Source organism: Sphingobium sp. TomTYG65 (assembly GCF_055395525.1).
Genome location: NZ_AP027330.1, coordinates 293,651 through 318,590, shown reverse-complemented (window position 1 = coordinate 318,590; position 24,940 = coordinate 293,651). Strand labels below are relative to the sequence as shown.

General features: G+C 63.8%; 27 protein-coding genes. 14 read left to right on the top strand and 13 right to left on the bottom strand.

Features of this window, described 5'->3' with window-relative positions:
* Positions 1-58 precede the first annotated feature (58 nt).
* Positions 59-1,216: a GNAT family N-acetyltransferase gene (locus tag ACZ5Y5_RS01685; RefSeq protein WP_464809489.1), complete on the top strand. Its 1,158-nt coding sequence runs from the start codon at positions 59-61 to the stop codon at positions 1,214-1,216.
* Positions 1,217-1,305: 89 nt separating this feature from the next.
* Here the strand turns inward: ACZ5Y5_RS01685 and ACZ5Y5_RS01680 are convergent, their stop codons facing one another.
* On the bottom strand, positions 1,306-2,196 hold the full coding sequence (locus tag ACZ5Y5_RS01680; protein ID WP_464809488.1) for a diacylglycerol/lipid kinase family protein: 891 nt from the start codon (positions 2,194-2,196) through the stop codon (positions 1,306-1,308).
* Between the two features lie 72 nt (positions 2,197-2,268).
* Here ACZ5Y5_RS01680 and ACZ5Y5_RS01675 point away from each other — a divergent pair, with 72 nt between their 5' ends.
* Complete coding sequence (locus tag ACZ5Y5_RS01675; protein WP_464809487.1) at positions 2,269-3,150, top strand: metallophosphoesterase family protein; 882 nt, start codon at positions 2,269-2,271, stop codon at positions 3,148-3,150.
* Positions 3,151-3,156: 6 nt separating this feature from the next.
* Here the strand turns inward: ACZ5Y5_RS01675 and ACZ5Y5_RS01670 are convergent, their stop codons facing one another.
* The 7 genes from ACZ5Y5_RS01670 to ACZ5Y5_RS01640 form a co-directional block, all read right to left on the bottom strand.
* Positions 3,157-3,666 (bottom strand): DUF2239 family protein, encoded by a 510-nt coding sequence (locus ACZ5Y5_RS01670; RefSeq protein WP_464809486.1) that lies wholly within the window; start codon positions 3,664-3,666, stop codon positions 3,157-3,159.
* 66 nt (positions 3,667-3,732) lie between these two features.
* Positions 3,733-4,506, bottom strand: a complete 774-nt coding sequence (gene xth / locus ACZ5Y5_RS01665) for an exodeoxyribonuclease III (protein WP_464809485.1) — start codon at positions 4,504-4,506, stop codon at positions 3,733-3,735.
* Between the two features lie 66 nt (positions 4,507-4,572).
* Positions 4,573-4,899, bottom strand: a complete 327-nt coding sequence (gene erpA / locus ACZ5Y5_RS01660; protein ID WP_464809484.1) for an iron-sulfur cluster insertion protein ErpA — start codon at positions 4,897-4,899, stop codon at positions 4,573-4,575.
* Positions 4,900-4,978: 79 nt separating this feature from the next.
* Positions 4,979-5,701: a M23 family metallopeptidase gene (locus ACZ5Y5_RS01655; protein ID WP_464809483.1), complete on the bottom strand. Its 723-nt coding sequence runs from the start codon at positions 5,699-5,701 to the stop codon at positions 4,979-4,981.
* A gap of 108 nt (positions 5,702-5,809) precedes the next feature.
* Positions 5,810-6,619 (bottom strand): ferritin-like domain-containing protein, encoded by an 810-nt coding sequence (locus ACZ5Y5_RS01650; RefSeq protein WP_464809482.1) that lies wholly within the window; start codon positions 6,617-6,619, stop codon positions 5,810-5,812.
* Positions 6,616-7,077 (bottom strand): thioredoxin-dependent thiol peroxidase, encoded by a 462-nt coding sequence (gene bcp / locus ACZ5Y5_RS01645; RefSeq protein ID WP_464809481.1) that lies wholly within the window; start codon positions 7,075-7,077, stop codon positions 6,616-6,618. The genes ACZ5Y5_RS01650 and bcp overlap by 4 nt, the downstream gene beginning before the upstream one ends.
* Positions 7,061-9,781, bottom strand: coding sequence for a bifunctional [glutamine synthetase] adenylyltransferase/[glutamine synthetase]-adenylyl-L-tyrosine phosphorylase (locus ACZ5Y5_RS01640; protein ID WP_464809480.1), 2,721 nt, complete (start codon positions 9,779-9,781; stop codon positions 7,061-7,063). Before ACZ5Y5_RS01640 ends, bcp begins: the two co-directional genes overlap by 17 nt.
* 74 nt (positions 9,782-9,855) lie before the next feature.
* Between ACZ5Y5_RS01640 and ACZ5Y5_RS01635 the strand changes: the two genes are divergently transcribed.
* Positions 9,856-10,041: a hypothetical protein gene (locus ACZ5Y5_RS01635; RefSeq protein ID WP_464809479.1), complete on the top strand. Its 186-nt coding sequence runs from the start codon at positions 9,856-9,858 to the stop codon at positions 10,039-10,041.
* A gap of 67 nt (positions 10,042-10,108) precedes the next feature.
* Positions 10,109-10,444 (top strand): hypothetical protein, encoded by a 336-nt coding sequence (locus ACZ5Y5_RS01630; RefSeq protein WP_464809478.1) that lies wholly within the window; start codon positions 10,109-10,111, stop codon positions 10,442-10,444.
* Between the two features lie 12 nt (positions 10,445-10,456).
* On the opposite strand, the gene ypfJ is transcribed toward ACZ5Y5_RS01630, so the two are convergent.
* A complete protein-coding gene (ypfJ, locus tag ACZ5Y5_RS01625) occupies positions 10,457-11,320 on the bottom strand; it encodes a KPN_02809 family neutral zinc metallopeptidase (RefSeq protein WP_464809477.1) in 864 nt (287 codons plus the stop codon).
* A gap of 144 nt (positions 11,321-11,464) precedes the next feature.
* On the opposite strand from ypfJ, the gene ACZ5Y5_RS01620 reads away from it, so the two are divergent.
* The 5 genes from ACZ5Y5_RS01620 to ACZ5Y5_RS01600 all read left to right on the top strand — a co-directional run bounded on the left by ACZ5Y5_RS01620 (position 11,465) and on the right by ACZ5Y5_RS01600 (position 16,250).
* Positions 11,465-12,643, top strand: coding sequence for a patatin-like phospholipase family protein (locus ACZ5Y5_RS01620; protein WP_464809476.1), 1,179 nt, complete (start codon positions 11,465-11,467; stop codon positions 12,641-12,643).
* Positions 12,640-13,431, top strand: a complete 792-nt coding sequence (locus tag ACZ5Y5_RS01615) for a 3-hydroxybutyrate dehydrogenase (protein ID WP_464809475.1) — start codon at positions 12,640-12,642, stop codon at positions 13,429-13,431. Before ACZ5Y5_RS01620 ends, ACZ5Y5_RS01615 begins: the two co-directional genes overlap by 4 nt.
* Before the next feature lie 114 nt (positions 13,432-13,545).
* Positions 13,546-14,100, top strand: coding sequence for an opacity protein (locus ACZ5Y5_RS01610; RefSeq protein ID WP_464809474.1), 555 nt, complete (start codon positions 13,546-13,548; stop codon positions 14,098-14,100).
* Positions 14,101-14,297: 197 nt separating this feature from the next.
* Positions 14,298-15,653, top strand: a complete 1,356-nt coding sequence (locus ACZ5Y5_RS01605; RefSeq protein ID WP_464809473.1) for an amidohydrolase — start codon at positions 14,298-14,300, stop codon at positions 15,651-15,653.
* 24 nt (positions 15,654-15,677) lie between these two features.
* Positions 15,678-16,250, top strand: a complete 573-nt coding sequence (locus tag ACZ5Y5_RS01600; RefSeq protein WP_464809472.1) for an arsinothricin resistance N-acetyltransferase ArsN1 family B — start codon at positions 15,678-15,680, stop codon at positions 16,248-16,250.
* A gap of 69 nt (positions 16,251-16,319) precedes the next feature.
* Here ACZ5Y5_RS01600 and ACZ5Y5_RS01595 read toward each other — a convergent pair whose 3' ends face one another.
* From ACZ5Y5_RS01595 to ACZ5Y5_RS01580, 4 genes are read right to left on the bottom strand one after another with little or no spacing between them, the layout of a single operon-like run.
* Positions 16,320-17,306, bottom strand: a complete 987-nt coding sequence (locus tag ACZ5Y5_RS01595; RefSeq protein WP_464809471.1) for a nucleotidyltransferase domain-containing protein — start codon at positions 17,304-17,306, stop codon at positions 16,320-16,322.
* Positions 17,303-18,166, bottom strand: a complete 864-nt coding sequence (locus tag ACZ5Y5_RS01590; protein ID WP_464809470.1) for an HprK-related kinase A — start codon at positions 18,164-18,166, stop codon at positions 17,303-17,305. Before ACZ5Y5_RS01590 ends, ACZ5Y5_RS01595 begins: the two co-directional genes overlap by 4 nt.
* A complete protein-coding gene (locus ACZ5Y5_RS01585; protein ID WP_464809469.1) occupies positions 18,163-18,441 on the bottom strand; it encodes an HPr-rel-A system PqqD family peptide chaperone in 279 nt (92 codons plus the stop codon). The genes ACZ5Y5_RS01590 and ACZ5Y5_RS01585 overlap by 4 nt, the downstream gene beginning before the upstream one ends.
* Before the next feature lie 58 nt (positions 18,442-18,499).
* On the bottom strand, positions 18,500-18,934 hold the full coding sequence (locus ACZ5Y5_RS01580; RefSeq protein WP_464809468.1) for a hypothetical protein: 435 nt from the start codon (positions 18,932-18,934) through the stop codon (positions 18,500-18,502).
* 98 nt (positions 18,935-19,032) lie between these two features.
* On the opposite strand from ACZ5Y5_RS01580, the gene ACZ5Y5_RS01575 reads away from it, so the two are divergent.
* The 5 genes from ACZ5Y5_RS01575 (at position 19,033) to pstB (ending at position 24,937) form a co-directional block, all read left to right on the top strand.
* Positions 19,033-20,286: an ATP-binding protein gene (locus tag ACZ5Y5_RS01575; protein ID WP_464809467.1), complete on the top strand. Its 1,254-nt coding sequence runs from the start codon at positions 19,033-19,035 to the stop codon at positions 20,284-20,286.
* A gap of 153 nt (positions 20,287-20,439) precedes the next feature.
* A complete protein-coding gene (locus ACZ5Y5_RS01570; RefSeq protein WP_464809466.1) occupies positions 20,440-21,495 on the top strand; it encodes a substrate-binding domain-containing protein in 1,056 nt (351 codons plus the stop codon).
* 9 nt (positions 21,496-21,504) lie between these two features.
* Positions 21,505-22,899 (top strand): phosphate ABC transporter permease subunit PstC, encoded by a 1,395-nt coding sequence (pstC, locus tag ACZ5Y5_RS01565; RefSeq protein WP_464809465.1) that lies wholly within the window; start codon positions 21,505-21,507, stop codon positions 22,897-22,899.
* On the top strand, positions 22,899-24,143 hold the full coding sequence (pstA, locus tag ACZ5Y5_RS01560) for a phosphate ABC transporter permease PstA (protein WP_464809464.1): 1,245 nt from the start codon (positions 22,899-22,901) through the stop codon (positions 24,141-24,143). Before pstC ends, pstA begins: the two co-directional genes overlap by 1 nt.
* 5 nt (positions 24,144-24,148) lie before the next feature.
* Positions 24,149-24,937, top strand: a complete 789-nt coding sequence (gene pstB, locus ACZ5Y5_RS01555; protein WP_464809463.1) for a phosphate ABC transporter ATP-binding protein PstB — start codon at positions 24,149-24,151, stop codon at positions 24,935-24,937.
* Positions 24,938-24,940 lie beyond the last annotated feature (3 nt).

Here is a 24,940-nt window from a genome sequence, read left to right as displayed (position 1 = left end):
ATTGACAATCGCGAAACAAGCGCCGAACTGCTGCGGTCCTTTAGCGAAAGCTGTGCCCGTGGCTCATTCCGATCTGGTAATCACCCCCGTCTCTTCCAAGGCCGACCGCAAGGCCTTTGTCGAGCTTCCCTGGCGGCTCTACGCCAATGATCCCAATTGGGTGCCGCCGCTGAAGGATGAGGTTTACGGCCTCATCACCCCGGGCAAGAACCCCTTCTTCGGCCATGCAGAGGCGCAATATTTCCTGGCGCGCCGGGACGGCCGCGTCGTCGGCCGGGTTTCCGCACATATCGATCATCTGGCGCTCGCCCAGCCCGCAGAACAGGGGATGGGACCGGGCACCGGCAATTTCGGCCTGTTCGAAGCGGAAGACGATGACACGGGCAAGGCGCTGATCGCCGCGGCCGAAGCCTGGCTGCGCGCCAAAGGCATGACCCGGGTCCTGGGCCCGATTTCCCTTTCCATCTGGGAAGAGCCCGGCCTGCTGATCGAAGGGCATGACCATCCCCCCACGGTGATGATGGGTCACAACAGCCCCACTTATCAGGCGATGGTCGAAGGATCAGGCTATCAGCCGGTCAAGCAGCTCAAAACCTATGAACTGGACATCACCAAGCCGTTCCCGCCGCTGATCCAACGCATCGTCTCGTCGGGCGAGAAGAGCGATCGCATCACCGTGCGCAAGGTCGACAAGTCGAAATTCGACGAGGAAGCAGCGATCATCCTCCACATCCTCAATGACGCCTGGGGCAAGAATTGGGGTTTCGTGCCGATCACGGATGCGGAGATCGCCTTCATCGGCAAGAAGCTGAAGCCGCTGGTGTTCGAAGACCTGATCATGATCGCGGAGCTGGAAGGCGAGCCGGTCGCCTTCATGATGACGCTGCCCGACCTCAACGAAGCGACCGGCCCGCTTAACGGCTCCCTCTTCCCCTTCGGCTGGGCAAAGCTGCTCTGGTGGCTGCGCAAGCCCCAGGTGCGCACGATGCGCGTGCCGCTGATGGGCGTGGTCCAGCGCCTTCAGGCGTCCCGTCTCGCCAGCCAGCTCGCCTTCATGATGATCGAATATATCCGCCGCAGCGCGACCACCCATTATGGCGCCACGCGGGGCGAGATCGGCTGGGTGCTGGACGATAATCAGGGCATGAACGCGATCGCCGACGCCATCGATAGCAAGGTGAACAAGGTCTATCAAATTTACGAAAAGGACCTTTGACGCCCCCCATTCTTCGTCATCCCAGCGAACGCTGGGATCTCCGGCCGGATCGCGACAGATCCCAGCGTTCGCTGGGATGACGAATCGCATCACTCAGGCACAGCCACATCAATCGCTCCCGCCGCGACCGCAGCGGTGACCGGCGTCCTGGCCAGCACTTCGCCGTCAATCGAAATCCGCTGCCGGGGCCGTGTCTCGATCCGGAAAGACCGGCCGCGAAACTCCTCCGTCTGCGCATCCCGGTCGCGCAGCTTGAAAAATTTCGCATACCAATCCCAGGCGAGCCGCGCATGGCTCCGTCCCACCACCGCCTGAATCACCAGCTCGCCGCTCTGGACGTCTGCCCGTTCTGACAGTTCGACGCCGCCATGATAGGAGCCGTTCAATATCCGCACTTCGGTGGACCACATGCGCCGCTGCGTCCGTCCATCATCGATCATCAGTTGAAAGGCGCGGAACCCGACCGAACATTTGACCGCCCAGATGAGATAGCCGACCCGCCCCAGATAGCGTTTCAGCTTGTGCGGGACCGTCCTGCCGATCATCGGCGACAGCCCGAGCGACGCTGCGTTGACGAAATAATCATGGTCGATCATGCCCAAGTCGATCCGCTGCCGCCGCCCGCTGGCGATCACCTTCACCGCACCATCCAGGTCCAGCGGAATGCCGAGCGTGCGGGCAAAGCTGTTCGCCGTGCCGAGCGGCAGGACCCCGAACACGCACTTTTTCCCTACCAGTTCATCAACCGTACCGGACAGCGATCCATCGCCACCACCGACGATCACCATGGGGGCCCCACTCGCCACCGCCTCGCGCACCGCGTCCTGCAGCCGATCCGGATCATGCACCGCATGAGCGGCGATCAACCGCACCCCGGCTTGCTCCAGCTTTTCCTTGGCCTGGGCGAATAACGCCTCGCCCTTGCGGCTGTGAACATTGACGATCAGCGCCGCTTCGCGGGGCAGGGAGTTCGTTTCCATGCCCCAACAACACGCCAGCGCTTCATCGGCTCCTGCCCGCAACAAATCGGGCGTTGCGGTCGTTGGAAAGCCATGGCTCGCATTGCTCACCTATCCGACGTCCATTTCGGCGCTAATGATCCAAAGATTGTCTCAGCCACCGAAGCCTGGCTGCAACGAAGTCAGCCAGACCTCGTCATCATCAGCGGCGACTTCACCCAACGCGCGCGGGTCGAACAGTTCCGCGCAGCCTCCGCCTGGCTCAACCGACTCCGTGCGGCAGGCATGCGTCTGCTCGTCATTCCGGGCAATCATGATGTGCCGCTCTATGACGTCATGCGCCGGTTCGCCGCGCCGCTGCGACGCTATAAACGCTATATCAGCAACGACCTCTGCCCTTGGTACGAAGACGCGGAAGTCGCCATCCTCGGCCTCAACACCGCGCGCTCGCTGACCATCAAGGACGGCCGCATCAATCATGACCAGATGCGGCTGCTGCGGGAAAGGTTCGCGCCGGTGGCCCCAAGCAAGACCCGTATCCTCGTAACCCACCACCCGCTTTTTTCCATGCCCATCGGCAAGGGCGGCGAGTTGAGCGAGGCGGTCGGCCGCCATGACGATGCTGTCGAAGCCGCTACTGACGCGGGCATCCACATCGCTCTGGCTGGCCATTTCCATCGCACCTATGCCGAAGCCGCGCACAAGATGGTGGCGGATGCCGGCGGCGCGCTGGTGATCCAGGCAGGCACGGCCACCTCAACACGCCTGCGCAATGCGGAGCCGCAAAGCTTCAACTGGCTCCATGTCCACCGTAACGACCGGATCGAGCTGCAGGTCGTCGTCTGGGATGGCGCCAGCTTTCAGCGCGGCCATCATGTCGAATATCGCAGGGATGCTGCGGGATGGCAGGCGCATGAAATGCCAGACGCCTCCGCCCGCCCCGGCATCCGCGTTGCCCAGGCTGCCCGCGCCTGATCTCGCCTAGCCGAAGGCGGGACCCGCCAGCGCCAGCCCATGGTCGCGAATAGCGGCGGGCCAGTCGGCCGCCTGCGCCTCGAACGCCGCCCGATCCTTGGCGTAAAGCGCCCGGATGGCCGCTTCATAGCCCGGTCGGTCGCCCGCCATCACCGTCAAGAAATGATATGCCGCATCCATGGCGGCGCGGGGTGTGACCTGCCCTTCAGACGCCTTGCGCGCCTGCTCCACCAGCCGCCGCAGCGTGGAAGACGCGCCGCCCGGCTGCGCGGCCAGCCATTCCCAATGGCGGGGCAACAGCGTGACTTCCCGCGCCTGCACGCCCATCTTGGGCCGACCCCGCCCCCGCTGCGCAGGTTCGCGCAGGTCGAGGTCAATCTGGCGGCCCGTGGCATCATCGAACAGCAGCAGATTTTGGGCATCGGCGCCCATCGCCCGCAGCGCGGCCCGCACTTCATCCTCATCGCCGGTGGCGATCCACAGTTCCCCTGAAAAGGCCGTATATGTCCGCGTCACGCCGAATCTCCTTCGACGCGATGAATATTACCCGGATAATATAGAGTCAATAAGACCCGGATAAAATTATTCGCTTAGCTCCACCCAGGTCGGCGCATGGTCGCTCGCCTTTTCCCGGCCGCGAAAATCCTTGTCCACCTGCGCATCCACCAGCCGGTCGGCAGCAGCCGGGCTCAGCAGCAGATGGTCGATGCGAAATCCCGCATCGCGCGGCCAGGCGTTCATCTGATAATCCCAATAGGTCCACACGCCGCCGGCAGGGTGGCGGCTTGCGATCGCGTCGGCCCAGCCGTCGCCCAGCAGCCGCCGGTAGGCAGCGCGGCTTTCCGGCTGCATCAGCGCATCGTCAGCCATGGCCTTCACGGAATAGACGTCCCGGTCGCGCGGGATCACATTATAGTCGCCTGCCAGGATCGCGGGCACTTCCTCCGCCCAGATCTCCGACGCGCGGTCGCGCAGCCGCTTCATCCAGCGCAGCTTATAGTCGAATTTCGGCCCCGGCTGCGGATTGCCGTTGGGCAGGTAGATGCTGGCGACGCGCACCCCTTTCACATCGGCTTCGATGTAACGGCTATGCTCGTCTTCGGGCTCACCCTCCAGCTCGCGACGCACCTCCACCGGCGTTTCACCCCGCGCCAATATAGCGACGCCGTTGAAACCCTTCTGCCCATGCCAGATCGCGCCATAGCCGACGTCCTCGATATCCTTGATGGGGAAGGTTTCGTCGGAGGTCTTGATCTCCTGCAAGCAGGCGACATCGGGCTGGGTTTCGTTCAGCCATTCCAGCAGACGCGGCAATCGCGCCTTGATGCCGTTGATGTTGAAGGTCGCGATGCGCATGGGCGGTTTCTCCTCCCGCGCATCCCTAGAGAGAAGTGCAGCCCTTCCACAAGGGAGCGTCGGAGATTAAATCGAAAAGCTGGACCCGCAGCCGCAACCGGCGGTCGCATTGGGGTTGGTCACCTTGAATGCGGAGCCGCCAAGGTCGGACACGAAATCAACCGCTGCGCCACGCACCAGGTCCAGGCTGACATCATCCACCACCAGCGTCACGCCGTCACGCTCCACCGCCACATCGTCAGCCTCGACAGCATCGGCAAGCCCGAAGCGATACTGAAATCCGGAACAGCCCCCGCCCTCGACAGCCAGCCGCAGGATCGCAGGCTTGCCCTGCTTGGCGGCAATAGTGGCGACACGCGCAGCCGCGGAGGAGGTAAGGTCAATATCAGCCATGGCGCCTAGATAGGATCAAGCAAAAGGCCCGGCAACCCATCGGCGCCGAGCCTTTGCAATGCAGTGTATGTGATGCGGATTATTCCGCAGCCTTTTCCTGCGCCTTGGTGGGACCACCCATGGCGACGGGCGGCTTCGTGTTCATCGCCACCAGGACATCGGGGCCAACGACGAAGGGGATCGGGTTGATCGCCTGCCCATCGACGCGCACTTCATAATGAAGATGGCTGCCGGTCGAACGGCCGGTCGAACCCATCAGGCCGATCAGCTGGCCGCGACGCACATAGCTGTTCGGCGCAGCGATCAGCTTCGACATGTGGCCATAGCGGGTCTCAAGACCGCCACCGTGCGAAATCTGGACGAGATTGCCATAGCCGCTGGCCCAACCCGCGCGGCTGACGATGCCATCGGCGGTCGCATAGATCGGCGTGCCGACCGGACCGGGGATGTCGATACCCTTGTGCATCCGCGCGCCGCCGTTGAACGGATCGGAACGGACGCCGAAATTAGATGTCAGCGAAAGCTTCTGGACGGGACGGCCCGAAGGAATGTTGTTCGCGACCTTCGCATCGCCATCCAGCCGCTGCAGGCTGGAAAACAGGTTGGAAAAGCCGACGTCTGCCGGACCCAGCGTGCTGCTGTTGATTTCCGAAGCGTCGCCATAAGGATCGTCTTCGACATTCTTGGCCTGAGCCGGAACAGCGGCGCAAAGCGCGCCTGCCATACCAACTGCTCCGGCCATTTTAAACGCAGACTGGAACCATCGCGCGCCACGCGCATTCATTGAACGAAGAAACAACATGCCGACCCCGACTTTTTCACCGGAGGCATTAAGCCTCTCGGCGCTCCCCGTGTTGACCAATTGCGACCAGAAGTCGCCACCCGCATCAACAAAAGGACATCTCGCGCCTTATTGTGCAAGCGCGCTGTAAAAATCCAGCGTTAAACCGGCTTGCCGACGCGCCGAGTCGTTGAACGGAGGTTTCAAAGCCCCCCGAAAATGGCGTTTTACAAGGATTTGGTAATGATTTGCGGGGTGCAGTCCGGCTCGCTTGGTCGCATGACCAAACCATGTCGTCCCTGCCGCAACGTGCCGAATCTCATCGGTCATTATGCGCTGCAACATCCGCCCGGAATGCTTGTCACCCGCTCCTTCGAACCGCTCGATCGTCGCTGGCGTGATATCCAGCGCCCGAGCCTCCAGCACCATCGGCACGATCGCCAGTCGCGCCATCGCATCATGCGCCGTCTCGCTCGCCGCCTGCCACAGCCCGTCATGCGCGGGCAGCGCGCCATATCCGCTGCCCATCTGCCTTAGCCGACGATCCAGCAGCGCGAAGTGCATCGCCTCCTCCGCCCCCACGCGCATCCAATCATCGGTAAATTCCCGCGGAAACTCCCCGCCGAACCGCCCGATCAGATCGAAGGCCAAGTCGATCGCCACAAATTCGATATGCGCCAACGCATGCAGCATGGCCACGCGGGCCCGCTCTGAACCGATCTTGCCGCGCTTGGGCATCTGGTTCGGTGGCAGCAGTTGCGGCGCTTCGGGCCGCGCTGGCCGGTCCGGCATGGCCACATCGAACCGATGCGCTAGCCGCCTCTGCCGCCAGGCGCGAGCCACCGCGCGCGCAGCCATCAACTTGGCCAGCGGCTCAGCCGTCTTCAGCACATGAGCGCAGGCCACGCCTACGCTTTCAATCTCCGCAGGCAGGCTCAAAGCGCCTTCGCAGCCTCCAGCACTTCGGCTGCGTGGCCCTTCACCTTCACCTTGGGCCAGACGCGCCGGATCTTCCCATCCCCGTCCGCCAGGAAGGTCGCCCGCTCTATCCCCATATATTTGCGGCCATAGAGCGACTTTTCGACCCAGGTGCCAAAGGCTTCGCAGGCTTCGCCCGGCTCGTCCGAAGCCAGGGTCACCGACAGACCATATTTGTCAGCGAACTTCTTGAGCTTGGCGGGCTTGTCCTTGGAAACGCCGACCACCGGCACGCCCGATGCAGCGAACTCACCCGCCAATTCGGTGAAATCCTTCGCCTCATTGGTGCAGCCGGGCGTGTCCGCCTTGGGATAGAAATAGACGACCACCGGCTTGCCGCGATAGCGCGCCAACGTGAAATCGCCGCCATCGGCATCCTTCAACGCCACCTCGGGCAGCTTGTCACCGGCTTCCAGCATCATCGTCCTCCACATAGGGCGCGGCCAGCCCCACCCAGGCACCCCGAACCCTTTGCCGGGCCTCGCCATAGCTTTCAAGCAGCGCGTCCCAGCTTTCGACGCCGCAGGCACGCGCGACCACCTGCCGCGTGGCTTCGGGCGGCTCTGTCGATTTGGGCGACACCAGCCGCGACACGATCAGAAACCGAGTGATGAGGTCATGCGCGGAGATCAGTTCGCCCGGCAGATGTCCTGCCGCCGCCAGTTGCTCCAACGCGGCGCGCAGATCGGGGTTGAACGCCATATTGTGCTGGAACTGGGTCACGTGGATCAGGAACTCCAGATCGACGAGCCCACCCGGCACCAGCTTGACATCCAGCTCGCTCGCAGGCGGCTTATGCTTGGCGATATCGCCGCGCATCTTCACCGCTTGGCGCGCCAGCTCGGGGAAATCGCGTGGCCGCTCCAGCGTTTCGGTCAGGATCGCGCTCAGCGTTGCACGCGCCTTGGCCGAACCGAAAACCGGCCGCGCCCGCGTCAGCGCGAGATGTTCCCAGGTCCAGGCTTCCTCACGCTGATATTTGGCGAAGCTATCCAGGCTGACCGCCAGCAAGCCCTGCGCGCCCGAAGGCCGCAGTCGCGTATCCACTTCATAAAGCGGCCCCGCCGCCGTCTGCACCGACAGGGCGTTGGTGATCCGCTGCCCCAGACGGTTGAAATATTGCGTCGCGCCCAAGGGCTTCGGCCCATCGGACTCCGTCAGGAAATCGCCGGTAAAAAGATAGACAAGGTCCAGGTCAGACGCATGGGTCAGCACGCCGCCGCCCAGCCGCCCCAGCGCCAATATGACCATCTCGCCACCCGGCACCTTGCCATGCGCTACTTCGAACTCGGCGATGGTGGCGCTGGCCAGCGCCTCAATCGCCGCTTCGGCCACCCGCGAATAGCCGCGCCCGGCCTCCAGCGGATCGCCGCCGCGAATGATCTGCGCACCCAGAGCGAAACGCCTGTCGTTCACCCGCTGCCGCACCCGGTCGAGCAGCGCCTGATAATCCTCGCCTTTCTCCAGCAGCGCGAACTGCTCCGCCAATTGCGCTACCGGCGGCGGCGGGTCGAAGGCTGACGTATCGATCAGCCCGTCCAGCAGCTCCGCGCGCCGCCCCAGCGCATCGGCCAAGGTCGGCGCGTGGCTCAGCAATTCGACCATCAATTCGGCCAGTCCAGGCCGCGCCGCGAGCAGCTTGAAAAAGTTGATCGCGCTGGGCAGCCGCCCGATCAGGTCGTCCAACCGGTTGAGCGCCCGCACGGGATCAGGCGCCGCGGCGAGCGTGCGCATCAAGCCGGGCAGCAATTCCTCCAGCGCCTCACGCGATGCCGCGCTGCGCAGCGCCCTGATCTTGCCCGTCCGCCAGCCGCCGATGCGCGCAACCGGCGCTTGCGGATCGGCGAAACCGATCTTGGTAAGCTGCTCCGCCAGCCTTTCCTCATCATGCGGAAGGGACTCGTCCTTCTCCGCAGGGGTCAGCTGATCATAATTGCTGCCGACCCACTCCACATGCGGCCGCAACAGGTCAAGCAGCGCCGTGCCGTCTTCCAGTCCATGCAGCCGCGCGACATTGTCCATCGCTTCGGCTGTCTTGGGCAGTTCATGCGTCTGCCGGTCCTCGACCATCTGCAGTCGATGCTCGATCGTGCGGAACAGCACATAGGCTTCATCTAGCCTGCGCGCCGCATCCTGATCGAATACCCCTGCCGCAGCCAGCGCCCGCAACGCCTCACGCGTGTTTCCTGATCGCAGCGCAGGATCGCGTCCGCCATGGATCAACTGGTGCACCTGCGCGAAAAATTCGACCTCGCGGATGCCGCCCCGGCCCCGCTTCAGGTCATAGCCCGGCCCGAACGCCTGCCCCTGCGCATAATGGTCGCGGATGCGGCGCGAAATATCCGTGATGGCGTCGATCGCACCGAAATCCAGGCTACGCCGCCAGACGAATGGCCGGATCTGCTGCATGAAATAGTCGCCTAGCGCCAGATCGCCCGCCGCCGGGCGGGCCCGGATGAAGGCCGCCTGCTCCCATCCCAGCGCCATCGATTCATAATAGCCGATCGCCGCCTCCACCGGCAGCGCGATCGGCGTCGCTTCGGGGGAGGGCCGCAGCCGCAAGTCCACGCGAAACACATAGCCGTCGCCATCACGCGCGTTCAGCAGTTCGCTGACCCGCCGCCCGATCCGCACCGCCGCATCGGCCGGGTCTTCCCGCTCGCCATGTGGCAGGGTGGCTGGGTCGTAGAGCAGGATCGGGTCGATATCGGACGAATAATTCAGCTCCCGGCTGCCATGCTTGCCCAGCGCCAGCACCACGAACCCCTTCGCCTCGGCTTCTGGATAGCGTTCGGCGAAAGCGGCGGCGATCGCCTCTTCCAGGGCCCGATCCGCGAAATCCGACAATGTCCGTGTGACCCGGTCAAGATCCCATACGCCCGACAGGTCCGCCGCCGCCGTTACCAGCGCCAGCGCGCCCTTGCGCCGCCGCAACGACTTCGCGACGCCATCGTCCGGCCCGGCGATCGCCTGCGCAGCGGCCAAGGCCGCGTCGAAATCGCCGCTCGACAGCAAATCCGTCACCGCCGGAAAACGGTCCATCTGCCTTGCCAGGAACGGCGAATGCGCCCGTATCCGCGCCGCCGTCCCGGTCCAATCCGTCACCACAATCTCTCCTGTCATATCGGCGCTATCGCTCTTGGCTGCGATGAAGGCCAGAAACTTTTCCCTGCTCCGCCCGTTGTACGAACATGGAAATGCAGCGCAAATCGGTCAATCGATCGACGGAAGGGCGGGAGGGCACTCATCGCAGCTACCTGACCGTCGGCCTGCCTCAACCCTATGAAGGTGTTGGGAATGCTCTGCGATCGACCTTTCGCGCGGGGCGGGACAGCCTGCCCGACGATATGCTGGAACTGCTGAACAAGCTCGATCACAACTGATCGGCCGCAGCATTTTATTTACCAGCCAAGGCTATGAAAGGCGCATCATTCTTCAGGATGCGCCTGCATGCTCTACAAGGCTTTCGCCGCAATCACCCTGATCGCCGCGCCGATCATCGTACTTGTCGCACAAAGCGTCGCACCCGCGCCGCAGGTGCAGCCAACGGCGGCTCCGCTGCCCGCTGTCGCCCCAATGGCGCAGACCCCCATGGTCGCGCCGCCCGCGCCGATCGCCGCACCTGCCGCTGCTGAGCCGGACGCTGCCGCCTTTGGCCAGCCCATGCCCGATGCCGGCAAGCCCTTCCTTGCGCCCGGCAGCGGTCTTCCGGGCGTTCCCGCGCCCGCCGAAGGCGCAACCGGCGAGGGCGCCGTAGAAACGACCTCCGACACCGTACCGTCCTGATCGCCTAGGCCCTCAACGCGCCGCAGCGAAGGTATCGCATTGCGCCGGATCGCCGCTCGCCAACCCCTTGCGCAGCCAGGTCATGCGCTGTTCGCTTGATCCATGGGTGAAGCTTTCGGGCACAGGGCGACGCCCGGCCGCCTTCTGCAGCGTATCGTCACCGATCGCCTGCGCAGCGGTCATGCCTTCCTCCAGGTCGCCCGCTTCCATGAGGCCGGTGCGCTTGGCCCACACGCCCGCATAGCAATCCGCCTGCAGTTCCACGCGAACCTGCAGCGCATTGCCCTCTTCCTCGCCAACGCTCCGCTGACGCTGCTGCACCTGGCCCAGCGTGCCCTCCAGATCCTGCACATGATGGCCAACTTCATGCGCGATCACATAAGCCTGCGCGAAGTCGCCCGGCGCACCGAACCGCTGGCGCAGTTCAGTGAAGAAATCGGTGTCCAGATACACCTTCTTGTCGAGGGGGCAGTAAAACGGCCCCATCGCGCTCTGTGCCGCGCCACAGCCTGAAGCGCCTGCCTGCGAATAGAAGGACAGGACGGTGGGCTGATATTGCTGCCCCGCCTGCTGGAAAACCTGCCCCCACACCCGCTCGGTCGAGCCGAGTACCTTGAGCGACCAATGCTGGATATCGCTCAGCTTCTGGGGATCGCGACTGACCTCGACATTCTGCTGCGGCCCGCCGCCGCCTCCGATGAGGCTCAGCGGATTGACGCCCATCACCGCCAGTATGATCAGCGCCACGACGATGCCGCCGCAGCCGAAACGGCTCCCGATGAAGGGCAGCAGCATGCCCAGCCCGCCGCCGAAACCGCCACCGCGGCCATCCTGCACTTCGAAATTGGAGCTTTCCCGTTCGTCGTCCAACCGCATGGCGCCCTCGCTTTCCTCCCCTGCCTACCGCATAAGCGGGAGGGTTGGAACGGTTGCGATATGGCATTGGTTGCCTCGCTTCATCCGATTGTTACAGCACATTAAGTTGAGCCCTGCCGACACATCGTTATATTGCACTGCGACATGGCCGATATCGATCCCACCCTTCCCCGGCGCGCGGGCACGCCCCTTCCCCTGCCAAGCGAAGTTGCCTTGCTGCTCCAGGGCGGCGGCGCGCTCGGTTCCTTTCAGGCGGGCGTGTATCAGCGCCTCGACGAGCTGGGCATCGACGTCAGCTGGGTCGCAGGCATTTCGATCGGCGCGGTCAATGCCGCGATCATCGCGGGCAACCCGCCGCACCGCCGCCTCGGCCGCCTCAAGAAATTCTGGCTCACGGTTTCGGGCGGGCTTCCCAATATCGTCCTGCCCGAAATCGATCATATCCGCGAAGCCGCCCATCTGATGGCGGCTGGCGCGGTCGCGACCTTCGGCGTTCCGGGCATGTTCCGCCCGCGCCTCTGGCCGTCCATGATGATGCCGGAGGGCACATCGGGCGCGATCAGTTTCTATGACAGCGCCCCGCTGAAGGACACGCTGAACGCCTGTGTCGATTGGGACCTGCTGAACGATGGCCCGGTACGCCTCTCGGTCGGCGCGGTGGATGTGGAAAGCGGCAATTTCGCTTATTGGGACACGCGCGGCCCCCATGGCCGTACCCGCATCGACGCGCGCCATATCATGGCTTCGGGCGCGCTGCCGCCGGGCCTTCCGCCGATCGAAATTGACGGCCGCTGCTATTGGGACGGCGGCCTCGTCTCCAACACGCCGCTTGCCCATGTGCTGGAACATCAGACAGAGGACATGCTCGTCTTCCAGGTCGATCTCTTCCCCGCCGAAGGTCCCAAACCGCGCCAGATGACGGACGTCTATTCGCGCGCCAAGGACATTCAATATTCCAGCCGCACGCGTCAGGTGCCCGATCAATATCTGCGCCTGCGCCGGGAGCATAAGGCGATCAAGGCCCTGCTCGACAAGCTGCCGCCCGACCTCAAGGATGATCCCGACGCCCAGCGCCTGCGCCAATATCTGGATCGCGGCTCGATCAACATCGTCCACCTCATCTACCGCAGCCGCGCCTGGGAAAGCGGCGCGCGCGATTTCGAATTTTCCCGCTCCACCATGCTCGATCACTGGAGCCAGGGCCGCGACGCGGTGGAGGAAGTGATGCACAAGGGCGACCTTATCGCCCGCAACATCATGAACGGCAAAAGCGCTACCTTCGACCTCGACGCGCCCGATCATCTCAAGGAGAAAAACGCATGAGCAAGTCCCTCGCTGGAAAGACCGCCCTCATCACGGGCTCCACCTCCGGCATCGGCCTTGCCTATGCGAAGACGCTGGCGGCCGAGGGCGCGAACGTCGTCATCAACGGCTTTGGCGACGCGCAGGCGATCGAGCAGGAACGTCAGGCGCTGGAGCAGGCGAGCGGCGCGAAGGCCCTCTACAGCGGCCATGACCTTACCAAAGCCGCCGAGATCGAGGCGATGATGAAGGAAGCCGCCGACACATTTGGCGGCGTCGATATCCTCATCAACAATGCGGGCATGCAGCATGTCGCCCCGGTCGAAGATTTCCCGGTCGACAAATGGGACCTCATCATCGCGCTCAACCTGACGAGCGCCTTCCACACATCGCGCCTCGCCGTGCCCTATATGAAGTCGAAAAAATGGGGCCGCATCATCCAGACCGCCAGCGCCCATTCGCTGACCGCCTCGCCCTTCAAGAGCGCCTATGTCACCGCCAAGCATGGCTTGGCAGGCTTCACCAAGACGCTGGCGCTGGAACTCGCGACCTTCGGCATCACCGCCAACTGCATCTCGCCTGGCTATGTCTGGACGCCGCTCGTCGAAAACCAGATTCCCGACACGATGAAGGCGCGCAACATGACGCGGGAGCAGGTCATGAATGATGTGCTGCTCGCCGGTCAGCCAACGAAACAATTTGTCACAGTCGATCAAGTCGCCGCCATGGCATTGTTCCTGTGCAGCGACGCTGCGGCCAATATTACGGGCGCCAATATGAGCATCGACGGCGGCTGGACCGCGCAATAAACAAAGTGGCAAATATGCCACGCCCGGAAGCTTTTGTTTTGTTGGGCGGAAACTATCGCCTGTGGCTCCGTTTCCCTCCAGCGATTTGAACAAGGCTCAAGGGAGTCGCCTCACATGAAGAAATATATTTTCGCAGCCGCGATGCTCGCGGCGCTGCCCTCGCTCGCCCACGCGCAGGAAGAAACCGCCCCTGACGGCACCCCCGCCTTCGGCATCGAACCCTATGTCGGCGTCCTTGGCGGCTGGCACAGCTTCGATCGCCGTTCCGAATTCGGCAGCGTACCCGGCGAAACCATCATGAGCGGCGCGATCCTCAGCGGCGTGGCAGGCGTGAACGTGCCGCTCGGCCCAGTCTTCGTCGGTGTCGAAGGCAATGCGACCAAGGGTTGGTCCGACATCGATTGGGAATATGGCGTTAAGGGCCGCTTCGGCGCGCGTGCTGGTGAAAGCGGTATGATCTTCGCCTCGGCGGGCTATCAGTGGGTCAAGGGCAAGCAGGGCTGGCCCGACCGCGCCGACTGGATGTATGGCCTGGGCGTTGAAGTCGGCCCCAAGGACATTGGCCTGGGCGGCGTTACCGGCAACAGCGGCATCCGCCTGCGCTTCCAGACCGAAACTTACGATTTCGACAGCTTCCGTCCGACCGCTGGCGTGATCTTCCACTTCTGATCCCTCCCATAGCGATCAGGGAAAAGCGTTCGTCCTGCACGGGGCGGACGCTTTTTTCATGCAGCGCATGCAACTGGCTGCTCCCCAACCTCCGTTCGGGCTGAGCATGTCGAAGCTGCCGCGCGCGCCAACGCCATCACCCCCTTAACAGCCGGAAAATTCCCCCTATGCTCCCCGCATAACAGGGAGAATTGCCAGTGCGTCATGCGTTGTGGGCCATCATGGCCGCCGCCAGCCTTTCGTCTGCCGCCACGGCGCAGACCGGAACCTCGTCCGCTCCGGCCCCATCCCCTGCGCCATCCGGCGAGATCGCCGCCACCATCGCCCGCGATATGGATGGCCTGATGACGCTCTACCGCGATCTTCATGCCAATCCCGAACTGTCGGAGCAGGAGAGCGCAACCGCCGCCAAGCTCGCCCGCCGTCTCAAGGCGATGAAGTTCGATGTTACGGAAAAGGTCGGCGGCAACGGCGTCGTCGCCGTCATGAAGAATGGCGAAGGTCCCGTCCTCCTCATCCGCGCGGACATGGACGGGCTTCCCGTCACCGAACAGACCGGCCTTCCCTTCGCTTCCAGGGTCCGCACGAAGACGGCCGAGGGCATAGAGACCGGCGTCATGCACGCCTGCGGCCATGACACGCACATGACCGCTTTCATCGAAACCGCGCGCCTCCTCTCCTCGATGAAGGATCGGTGGCAGGGCACGCTAGTCATGATCCTCCAACCCGCCGAGGAAGTCGGCCGTGGCGCGCGCCTGATGCTGGAGGACGGCCTGTTCACCCGCTTCCCGCACCCGACCCACGCCCTTGCCTTCCACGACGCGGCCAATCTGCCAGCGGGCGTGATCGGCTATACGCCGGGCTATACCCTCGCCAATGTCGATAGCGTCGACATAGTGGTGCGCGGCACGGGCGGCCATGGCGCTTATCCGCAAACGGCCAAGGACCCCATCGTGCTGGGTGCGCGCATCGTCGGCGCGCTGCAAACGCTGGTCAGCCGGGAACAGGACCCTCTCGATCCCGCTGTGGTCACCGTCGGCAGCTTCGTGGGCGGGGCCAAGCATAATATCATCCCTGACGAGGCGAAGCTGCTGCTCACCGTCCGCAGCTATTCGGACGAAACGCGCGACCGCCTCCTGCGCGGGATCGAACGCATCGCGCGCGGCGAAGCGATTGCCGCAGGCGTGCCCGAAAACCGCATGCCGATCGTGTCGGTAAAGGACGAATTCACCCCCGCCGCCTACAACCCGCCCGCCTTCGCCAATCAGATGGCGTCCCTGCTCAAATCCCATTTCCCCGAAGGCCGCGTCGTAGAAGCCAAACCCTCCATGGGCGGCGAAGATTTCGGCCGCTACTATCGGGCCGACAAGGGCATCAACAGCTTCATCTTCTGGGTCGGCGGCGTCCCCGCAGACCAGATGGCGAAGGCCGCCGCCGGCCAACTGACGCTTCCCTCGCTCCACAGCCCCTTCTGGGCGCCGGAAGCCGACAAAGTCATCGCGACCGCCAGCGAAGCCATGGCCCTGATGGCGCTCGATATATTGAAACGCTGATCCGGAACGGGGGGGCAAGATGCGATGCTGACGTTACGCAAGGCCGTGGTGGAGGATGGCGCCGCATTGGCCGCGATCTACGCTCCCTATGTCTCGGACACCGTCATCTCCTTCGAGGCCGTACCGCCCACCGCTGAAGAGTTTGGCGGCCGGATAGCAAATTGCCTGCCCAACTATCCCTGGCTCGTTGCCGAGGTGGACGGGCAACCTGCCGGATATGCCTATGCTGGCCCGCATAGTGGCCGCGCCGCCTATAGTTGGTCGGCGGACATATCTGTCTATCTCGCGCTCGATCATCACCGCCGCGGCATCGGCCGCAGCCTCTATGACGCCCTGATCGCGCTGCTGCGACATCAGGGTTATCATGCGCTATTCGCAGGCATAACCCTGCCCAACCAGTCGAGCGTCGCCATCCACAGCGCGATCGGCATGCGCGAAGTCGGCGTCTATCGGGAAGTCGGCTTCAAATTCGGCCAGTGGCATGATGTGATGTGGATGGGCATGACCATCTCTCCGCGCACCGAGCCGACAGCGCCGCCCACGCCCTTTTCCGCGCTGACCAACCTTCAGGACATCTTGCTCCATCTGGCCGGCTGAAAGACTCCCGTTCGTCCTGAGCTTGTCGAAGGGCAGCTTCAACAACTCCGTCTAAAGGACCGGGGCAATCTAAACCGGCCGGTGCCCCTTGCGCCATTTGGTGAACAGGTGCCGCGCCAACATCATCGGCGGCATGCGCAGCCAATGCGACCGCACATAAAAAGCAAAGCGCAGCAGCTTGCGCGTCTCACGCCCCCAACCATCGCGCGCCATCAAGCGCCACATCACCGCCCGGTCCCATAAGCTGAGCCGCTCGCCCCGCCGGTCCCCATAAACCGCCGCCGCCAACCGCCGAGCCTGTGCAACATGGCGGCCGATCCCATGCCGCTCAGCCCGCTCCGCGAGCCGCTGCAGGTCCGCCTTTCCCAGCAGACAATGAATATCCCACAGGTTGCGCAAACCTCCGGCCATGTCCCCGTCGGCGAGCAGATGCGCCACCGAATGACAGACCATGTCCTCCGGCGACAACATCGATAACCGCTCCGTTATCGAAACGGCGTCGGCCAGCATCGCCGCGGCATCCGGCCTCTGCCGCGCCGTCATCGGCAGGATGGTATGATGCACATCGATCATCCGGTCCCGCTCTCGATGGATCATCGGCGGCAGTTCATGCATCCATTGCCGGTAATAGGCGTCGTCATAGGCGTCCTCCTTCACCCACTCCCAACCCGCCGCAATCAATCTATCCGCTACTTCATTCAGTGTTTCGCGCGGTGTCAGTATATCCAGGTCACCGATGAACCGCCCCTCACCCGCCGACAGTCCCGCCGCGACATAGGCTGTGCCCTTCAGCAGCAGCACCGGCCCGCCCAGCGCCTCGGCCGCCCGATCGGCCTCCCAAAGCGCCTGCCGCGCCTCCCGCTCCGCATCCAGCCGCGCATCCGCCAATATCGGCGCGACCGCTTGGGGCGCCTGCACATCCTGCACCCGCAACGCCAGCGTCCCGATCAACCGCTCCGCCCGCGCAGCCGCGATCAGGGCGTTCCACCCCGCCGCATCCAGCTCGGCCACCGTTCCAGGCTGCCGCAGAACACGCACCAGCGCAGCCCCGCTCACGCCAGCTCTTCCCAAAGCCGTTCGACCAGCGCAATTGCCGCCTCGCCAGAAGGAAAGTCGATCGCCCGTGCCGGAACATCCTGCACGAAGCGGGTCAGCGCGCCGAAACCTGCCTCCCCCAGCGCCACATAATTGGTGGACGCCTGGGTCAGCCGCATGAAGACTTCGCCCTGACCCACCGGCCGCACGTCCGCCCCATGGCCGAAGCGAGGAAACAGCAGCAGTGCAGGCTTCGCCCCATCCCGCATCCGCGCCACCGCATCTCCTCGCGGCACCAGATGCCGAATGTCGCCCTTCGCCGTTCCCGCCAGCAACGGCCCCATCCGTTCGTCCGACGCCTCTCCCGCGATCACGCTGATCGCGCCATTCTTCAGCGAGATCAGGCGGGGGAAAGGAAATACCGCGCCGGTGACAAGGTCCAGCAGGGCGAACTCGTCCCCCATCAACCGCCAGCCCCGCTCGCCCAACTGCGCTGCCAGCGTCGACTTGCCCGACCCCGATTCGCCGGTCATCACCAGTGCGCGCCCGTCCTTCTCCACGCTCGAAGCATGCAACAGAAGATGCCGCCGCCATCCGAGCGCCATCTGCAGGTTCATGCCCATCTCCGCCGCCAGCAGGCCGTGGGCCAGGCTCATCGGCGCCGCGTCAGCAAGACCATGGTCGCCGGTGATGAAGATTGAAGGCCTCACCCACCGCCGCAGCGGGCTGGTAGGCTCCAGACGCACCGTAAAATCGGCCACCTCGCTATCTGCGGAAGGATAGTTTGCATAGAGCCGCGCCAGTTGCTCAACCGGCTGCCGCCAAGCCGATCCGATACGAAAGGACGCAGGACCGATTTTCAGGGAAAGCTGATGCCTCACGCCCGCCACACCATCCCAAGCGCGGTCAGCCCGGCCAGATGCTCCTCAATCTCCCTTATAGCCTGCTCCGGCTCCCCCAGATCAAAGCGCTGCTCCAACCGCGTATGCAGCTCTGCCGCGGTTGCAGGGTTATCGCCCAGCGCATCCAATATCTCCGGAACCGGGCTGATGACCATATGCGTCTGCCCCGACGCGCGATGGTAGAGGAGGGTGATATCCTCCAGCACGCAAAGCGCGGCATTGCTGTCCTGATGATAACGGCGCTCTGCGGTCACGGCCTGCCCTTGAACTCCCTGGCTGCGTTCGCTCTACAGCACAGGAGTAAGCAGGTGCCTAACGCGGCATTTGCAATGAAGCGTAGCAGGTAAAGCCGCTCGTTCCCGACTGAAGGCGGCGGATATAGTTCAGATAAGCCTGATTCTGTTCATAGCTGGTGCCGGGCAGCCGTCCGCCGCGCAGCGCTTGCTTGACCTGCTCACCCGTATAGCTGCGGCCCTGCGCCGGGAAAGCGCCGGCCGTTCCCGCGGGGACCAACTGGCCGTTCGGGGCGACATAATTGCCCGCCCGGCCCTGATCCGGCACAGGGATGGTGCAGTTCAGTACGGACGCAGCCGTATTCGCCAGCGCTGGACGAATGGACACGATCGCGGACGCGGCCACTGCTCCGCCCATCAGCAGCTGACGGCGGGACGGCACGAAGCTGCTTTCGTCCACCGCGTCGACGGGGGCAGAATCGGAAACATTCGCTCCTGGCAATTGCTCGCTCATATCCTGTTGATCCGCTATCGCCCTTGCCAAAGCGTAAAGAATCCACGCTATTGCGCCAGCCATCGCAGCAAAACGGCCAATAATCCAGCACGGTAACCATGAATCGACTGACCATTTCGCAGATCACCGCGTCGCTCGCCGTGCTTTTTCTGGCGACTGGCAGCGCGTTGCTGACCGGCGCAGCGCTCTGGGCCATCGCCCTGCCGGTCCTTGCGGGATTCGCGGTCCTCCTGATCGCGGCGCAAGGGCCTGCGCCCAAGCCAGGCCCGCCGTCACCTGCCGACGATGTGGCCGATATCGTGACCCATCCCGACTTTCCGGACCTGTTGGAGGGCATCGCCGATCCGCTGATGCTGATCGAGCGCGGACGGATCATTCGCGCCAACCGCGCAGCGCAGCGCCTGCTAGGCACTCATATCGAAGGGGAAGACGCCCGCATCGCCATCCGCCACCCCGCTGCTGCGGAACGGCTGGCCAGCCTCGCCCCGATGGCAGAGCCGGTGATGCTGGAACTGGTGGGCCTGGGAACCCGCGACCAACGCTGGCAGATGCGGATCGCGCCAGTAGGCAGCGGCGACTCCGTCCGACGCCTCGTCCACCTCGCCGACCATAGCGGTGCGCATGCCGCCGAAAAGATGCGCGTCGATTTCGTCGCCAATGCCAGCCACGAACTGCGCACGCCGCTCGCCGGGATATTGGGCTTTATCGAAACGCTGGCCGACCCGGATCTCGGCAAGGATGACGAAACCCGGCAACGCTTCCTGAAAATCATGGACGGCGAGGCCCGCCGCATGCAGCGGCTGATCGACGACCTCATCTCTCTCTCGCGCATCGAGGCAGAGAAATATCGTATTCCCGACAGTCCCGTCGATCTGTCCGGGCTGGTGGCGGAGGTGGTCGGCGTTTTCCGCACCAGCCATGGCGATCGCGGTCGCGATGTAGAGATGGAAATCGCTACCGGCCTCCCCGCAGTGGCCGGCGATCGGGCGCAGCTCTCACAGTTGCTTCACAATCTGATCGGAAACTCCGTCAAATATGGCAAGGCAGGCACGCCGATCCGCGTCACCCTGACCGAAGGACCAAGCGGCATGACCCGGCTCAGCGTCGCCGATGAAGGCGAAGGCATCGGGCCGGATCACCTGCCGCGCCTGACAGAACGCTTCTACCGTGTGGATTCGGGCCGCAGCCGAGCCATTGGCGGCACCGGACTCGGCCTCGCCATCGTCAAGCATATCGTGGAACGGCATCGTGGCCGGCTCGATATCGCCAGCACATTAGGCAAGGGCACGAGCATCACGGTTTTGCTGCCGCCGATGCCTGCTGAAGAAAAGGCCGTCGCCTCAAAGCATTGAATAAAAATTTGCGCCTTGGCTATGGCTCCAGCCCGCTATGTCATAAAAGTGCAATTGGATTGTCACAAAGGCGCGACGTACCGCGGCTACGGCGCGTGCCCAGAGGGGGGCGGCGACTGCGAATCGCGGCCTTTTGACAAAGGAGATTACCCCGTGAAGCATTTCGCCTTGCTCGCCGCGACCGCCGCGGCTGCGCTCACTCTCGCCGGATGCGGTGACCAGTCCGGCGGTTCGGCCGGCGGCACCCGTGACCAAATCCGCGCGGTCGGCTCCTCCACCGTCTATCCCTTCGCCACTGCCATCGCGGAAATGTTCGTGCAGGGTAATCCCGGCATGAAGTCGCCGATCATCGAATCGACCGGCACTGGCGGCGGCATGAAGCTGTTCTGCGCGGGCGTCGGCGCCCAATATCCCGACATCGAAAATGCCTCGCGCCGCATGAAGAAGAAGGAATTCGAGGACTGCCAGAAGAATGGCGTCAAGGACATCGTCGAAATCCAGGTCGGCGTCGATGGCCTTGCCTTCGCCGAATCGAACAAGGGCCCCGGCTTCAAGCTGACGCCCAAGATCGTCTATGAAGCGCTGGCCGCCAACCCCTATGGCAAGGGACCGAACAAAGCTCAGACCTGGAAAGACGTTGATCCCAGCCTGCCCGCCACGCCGATCAGCGTCTTTGGCCCGCCGTCCACCAGCGGCACGCGCGACTCTCTTGCTGAGCTGATCCTGACCAAGGGCTGCGAAACCGATCCGGCGATGGAAGAGCTCAAGAAGAAGAGCGAGGACGAGTTCAAGGCCACCTGCACCCGCATCCGCGAGGACGGCAAATATGTGGACTCGGGCGAAAATGACAATCTGATCGTCCAGAAACTGGCGGCAAACCCCAACGCGTTGGGCGTGTTCGGCTTCAGCTATTTGGAAGAGAATAAGGATACGCTGAAGGACGTCTCGATCAACGGCGTCGAAGCGACCTACGAAACCGTTTCCACGGGCAAATATCCCGGCGCGCGCCCGCTCTACATCTATGTGAAGAAGGCGCACATGACCGCGATCCCCGGTCTTCAGGCTTATCTGAATAGCTTCGCGGCCAACTGGAACCCCAATGGCGCGCTGACCAAGCGCGGCATGGTCGCGGCGCCTGACGATGTCCGGAAGGCGAGCGCCGAAACGGTGAAGTCGCTGGCCGTTCTCGACGGTTCGCAGCTGAAATAAGAAAGACAGATGACAGGTCCTGCAATCTTCCTGCTGCTGGCGGGCCTTGGCGCGATCGCCTGGGTCAGCGCCCGCGCCCGTGCGCTGCGGCTGCAAACCGCAGCCCGGGCGTCCGGCCGCCGCGACGCCGTCCACAGCCTGCCCGGATATCACGGCTGGTATGTCGCGCTGTGGACGCTCATCCCTGCCGCCATCTTCCTGGCGGTCTGGGCGAATGTCGCCCCCGGCCTCGTCACTCAGGATGTGCTGAGCAGCCCGGCAGCGCAGAGCCTGCCCGCCGACGCCTTCTCCCGCTCCGCCATCCTGGGTGAGGCGCGGGCGATCGCGACGGGCCAGCAAGCCGGGGCGTTCAACCCGCTTTCGCAGGGCCTTGTCGAACCTTATAAAAACGCTCTCGGCAAATATGGAATGGCTGGCGCGGCCCTTGCGCTGGCCCTCGCCTTTGCCGGTGGCGCCTATGCCTTCACCCGCGTGCGTCCTGACTTCCGGGCTCGCACGCGGGTCGAACGGCTTGTCATGGCGGCGCTGCTGATCGCTTCGCTGCTGGCGATCATCACGACGCTGGGCATCGTCGCATCGCTGCTGTGGGAAAGCTTCCGCTTCTTCTCCATGGTCAGCCCGATCGACTTCCTCTTCGGCACCAAATGGAGCCCGCAGTCGGCTGCGCTCGGCTATGGCAATGACGATGCGTTCGGTGCAGTGCCGCTCTTCTGGGGCACGATCTTCATCGGCGCGATCATCGCCATGATCGTCGCGATCCCTCTCGGCCTCATGAGCGCGATCTATCTCACCCAATATGCGCAGCCCCGGGTTCGTAAGTGGATGAAGCCTATCCTGGAGGTTCTGGCTGGCGTGCCGACCGTGGTGTACGGCTATTTCGCCGCGCTCACCATCGCCCCTGCGCTCCGCGATTTCGCCGTCAGCATCGGCATCCACAGTGCAAGCTCGGAAAGCGCACTGGCAGCGGGCCTCGTAATGGGCGTGATGATCATCCCCTTCGTGTCCTCCATGGCCGACGACAGCATCGCCGCCGTTCCGCAATCGATGCGCGACGGCAGCCTCGCCATGGGCGCGACGACCAGCGAGACGATCCGCAAGGTGCTGATCCCCGCGGCGCTGCCCGGCGTCGTCGGCGGCGTGCTGCTGGCCGTCAGCCGCGCCATCGGCGAAACGATGATCGTGGTGATGGCGGCGGGCTTGTCCGCCAACCTCACCTTGAACCCGTTCGCCAGCGTCACGACTGTCACGACCCAGATCGTCCAGCTGCTGACCGGGGACCAGGAATTTGACAGCGCCAAGACGCTTGCGGCCTTCGCGCTCGGCCTTGTGCTCTTCATCGTCACCCTGCTGCTCAACATCGTGGCCCTGCGGGTCGTGAAGAAATATCGCGAGGCTTACGAATAATGAGCGTGAAGCGCCTCCCCACCGACTGGAAGTCGGACGCAATGCGCAAGCGGATCGCCCGCCGCTATGCGGCCGAGCGCCGCTTCAAGCTGGCCGGCCTCTTTGCCGTGATGCTGTCCGCCGCATTCCTCGCCTTCCTGCTCTTTACCATGCTAGGCAATGGCCTGCGCGGCTTCACCCGCACGGAAATCGCGGTGAAGATCGACTTCCCCGCCTCGCCGCTGCTGCTCGACCCCAACGCCATCACCGACCAGTCGCTGTCCAACGCCAACCTGCCGATGGTGACGGGCGAGGTGGTGAAGAAGGCGCTGGGCGCGGACGCGGAGGAATGGGTATCGCCCACCGCCTGGACTGTCCTGCGCGACCGGATCAAGGCGGACCCCAAAATCCTCTCCCGCACGGAAACGATCGCCCTGCCCGCCTCCACCGGAATCGATCTTGCCGCGAAGGGCAATGGCTCGCCCGAAGCGGAAACGGCCGTGGATCGTCTCAATAAGGCTGGCCTGCTCTCGACCGGCATCAACTGGAACTTTCTGTCGGCCAGCGACGGCACCGATCCGACGCAGGTCGGCATCTGGGGCGCGTTCAAAGGGTCGCTGCTGACCATGCTGGTGACGCTGGCATTGAGCTTCCCGATCGGCGTCGCGACCGCCCTCTATCTGGAGGAATATGCGCGCAAGAACTGGCTGACCGACATCATTGAAGTGTCTATCAACAATCTTGCCGCGGTCCCGTCGATCATCTTCGGCCTGCTGGGGCTGTCGATCTTCCTCAATTTCCTGCACCTGCCGCGCTCCGCCGCATTGGTCGGCGGCATGACGCTGGCGCTCATGACCATGCCCGTCATCGTCATCGCGGGACGTAATGCGATCAAGTCGGTGCCGCCCAGCATCCGCGACGCGGCGCTCGGCATCGGGGCAAGCCCGGTTCAGGTGGTGTTCCACCATGTTCTGCCGCTCGCGCTGCCCGGCATCCTCACCGGCACGATAATCGGCATGGCCCGCGCGCTTGGCGAGACGGCCCCGCTGCTCATGATCGGCATGCGCGCCTTCATCGCGACGCCGCCGGGCGGGATCACTGACCCTGCGACCGTGCTGCCGGTGCAGATATTCCTCTGGTCCGACGAAGTCTCGAAGGGCTTCGTCGAAAAGACCTCCGCCGCCATCATCGTCCTGCTGGTCTTCCTGCTCGCGATGAACGGCCTCGCCATCTACCTGCGTAACAAGTTCGAAAAACGGTGGTAACAATGATGCACGAACCGCAAACCCTGGTGCCAGCCACCCAAACCAAGATGACCGCGCGCGATGTGAAGGTCTTCTATGGCGAAAAGCAGGCGATCAAGGGCGTCTCCATCGACGTCGATATGGACAATGTCACTGCCTTCATCGGCCCCTCGGGCTGCGGCAAGTCGACCTTCCTGCGCACGCTCAATCGCATGAACGACACCGTCGCTTCGGCGCGGGTCGAAGGCACGATCACATTGGATGGCGAAGATATCTACGCCGCCAGCATGGACGTCGTGCAGCTGCGCGCCCGGGTCGGCATGGTCTTCCAGAAGCCCAACCCCTTCCCCAAGTCGATCTACGAGAACATCGCCTACGGCCCGCGCATTCACGGCCTGGCCCATGGCAAGGCTGACCTGGACGTCATCGTCGAAAAGTCGCTGCGCCGCGCAGGTCTCTGGGACGAGGTCAAGGACCGCCTGCACGACAGCGGCACCGCGCTTTCGGGCGGTCAGCAGCAGCGCCTCTGCATCGGACGCGCCATCGCGGTCGAACCGGAAGTGATCCTGATGGACGAGCCCTGCTCGGCGCTCGACCCGATCGCCACTGCAAAGATCGAGGAACTGATCCACGAATTGCGCGGGCGCTACGCGATCGTCATCGTCACCCACAATATGCAGCAGGCCGCCCGCGTGTCGCAGCGCACCGCCTTCTTCCACCTCGGCGAACTGGTCGAATATGGCGTGACATCGGACATCTTCACCAATCCCCGCCAGGAGCGGACCAAGGACTATATCACCGGACGCTACGGCTGAACC

What these genes read in the sequence shown, in the direction of transcription:
- ACZ5Y5_RS01610 (WP_464809474.1), top strand. Translation starts at nt 13,546, where the DNA reads ATGAAGAAATATATTTTCGCAGCCGCGATGCTCGCGGCGCTGCCCTCG.
- ACZ5Y5_RS01620 (WP_464809476.1), top strand. Translation starts at nt 11,465, where the DNA reads ATGGCCGATATCGATCCCACCCTTCCCCGGCGCGCGGGCACGCCCCTT.
- ACZ5Y5_RS01630 (WP_464809478.1), top strand. Translation starts at nt 10,109, where the DNA reads ATGCTCTACAAGGCTTTCGCCGCAATCACCCTGATCGCCGCGCCGATC.
- erpA (WP_464809484.1), bottom strand. Translation starts at nt 4,899, where the DNA reads ATGGCTGATATTGACCTTACCTCCTCCGCGGCTGCGCGTGTCGCCACT.
- ACZ5Y5_RS01575 (WP_464809467.1), top strand. Translation starts at nt 19,033, where the DNA reads ATGAATCGACTGACCATTTCGCAGATCACCGCGTCGCTCGCCGTGCTT.
- xth (WP_464809485.1), bottom strand. Translation starts at nt 4,506, where the DNA reads ATGCGCATCGCGACCTTCAACATCAACGGCATCAAGGCGCGATTGCCG.
- ACZ5Y5_RS01675 (WP_464809487.1), top strand. Translation starts at nt 2,269, where the DNA reads ATGGCTCGCATTGCTCACCTATCCGACGTCCATTTCGGCGCTAATGAT.
- ACZ5Y5_RS01655 (WP_464809483.1), bottom strand. Translation starts at nt 5,701, where the DNA reads ATGTTGTTTCTTCGTTCAATGAATGCGCGTGGCGCGCGATGGTTCCAG.
- bcp (WP_464809481.1), bottom strand. Translation starts at nt 7,077, where the DNA reads ATGCTGGAAGCCGGTGACAAGCTGCCCGAGGTGGCGTTGAAGGATGCC.
- pstA (WP_464809464.1), top strand. Translation starts at nt 22,899, where the DNA reads ATGAGCGTGAAGCGCCTCCCCACCGACTGGAAGTCGGACGCAATGCGC.
- ACZ5Y5_RS01615 (WP_464809475.1), top strand. Translation starts at nt 12,640, where the DNA reads ATGAGCAAGTCCCTCGCTGGAAAGACCGCCCTCATCACGGGCTCCACC.
- ACZ5Y5_RS01640 (WP_464809480.1), bottom strand. Translation starts at nt 9,781, where the DNA reads ATGACAGGAGAGATTGTGGTGACGGATTGGACCGGGACGGCGGCGCGG.
- ypfJ (WP_464809477.1), bottom strand. Translation starts at nt 11,320, where the DNA reads ATGCGGTTGGACGACGAACGGGAAAGCTCCAATTTCGAAGTGCAGGAT.
- ACZ5Y5_RS01680 (WP_464809488.1), bottom strand. Translation starts at nt 2,196, where the DNA reads ATGGAAACGAACTCCCTGCCCCGCGAAGCGGCGCTGATCGTCAATGTT.
- ACZ5Y5_RS01600 (WP_464809472.1), top strand. Translation starts at nt 15,678, where the DNA reads ATGCTGACGTTACGCAAGGCCGTGGTGGAGGATGGCGCCGCATTGGCC.
- ACZ5Y5_RS01580 (WP_464809468.1), bottom strand. Translation starts at nt 18,934, where the DNA reads ATGAGCGAGCAATTGCCAGGAGCGAATGTTTCCGATTCTGCCCCCGTC.
- pstB (WP_464809463.1), top strand. Translation starts at nt 24,149, where the DNA reads ATGCACGAACCGCAAACCCTGGTGCCAGCCACCCAAACCAAGATGACC.
- ACZ5Y5_RS01635 (WP_464809479.1), top strand. Translation starts at nt 9,856, where the DNA reads ATGCAGCGCAAATCGGTCAATCGATCGACGGAAGGGCGGGAGGGCACT.
- pstC (WP_464809465.1), top strand. Translation starts at nt 21,505, where the DNA reads ATGACAGGTCCTGCAATCTTCCTGCTGCTGGCGGGCCTTGGCGCGATC.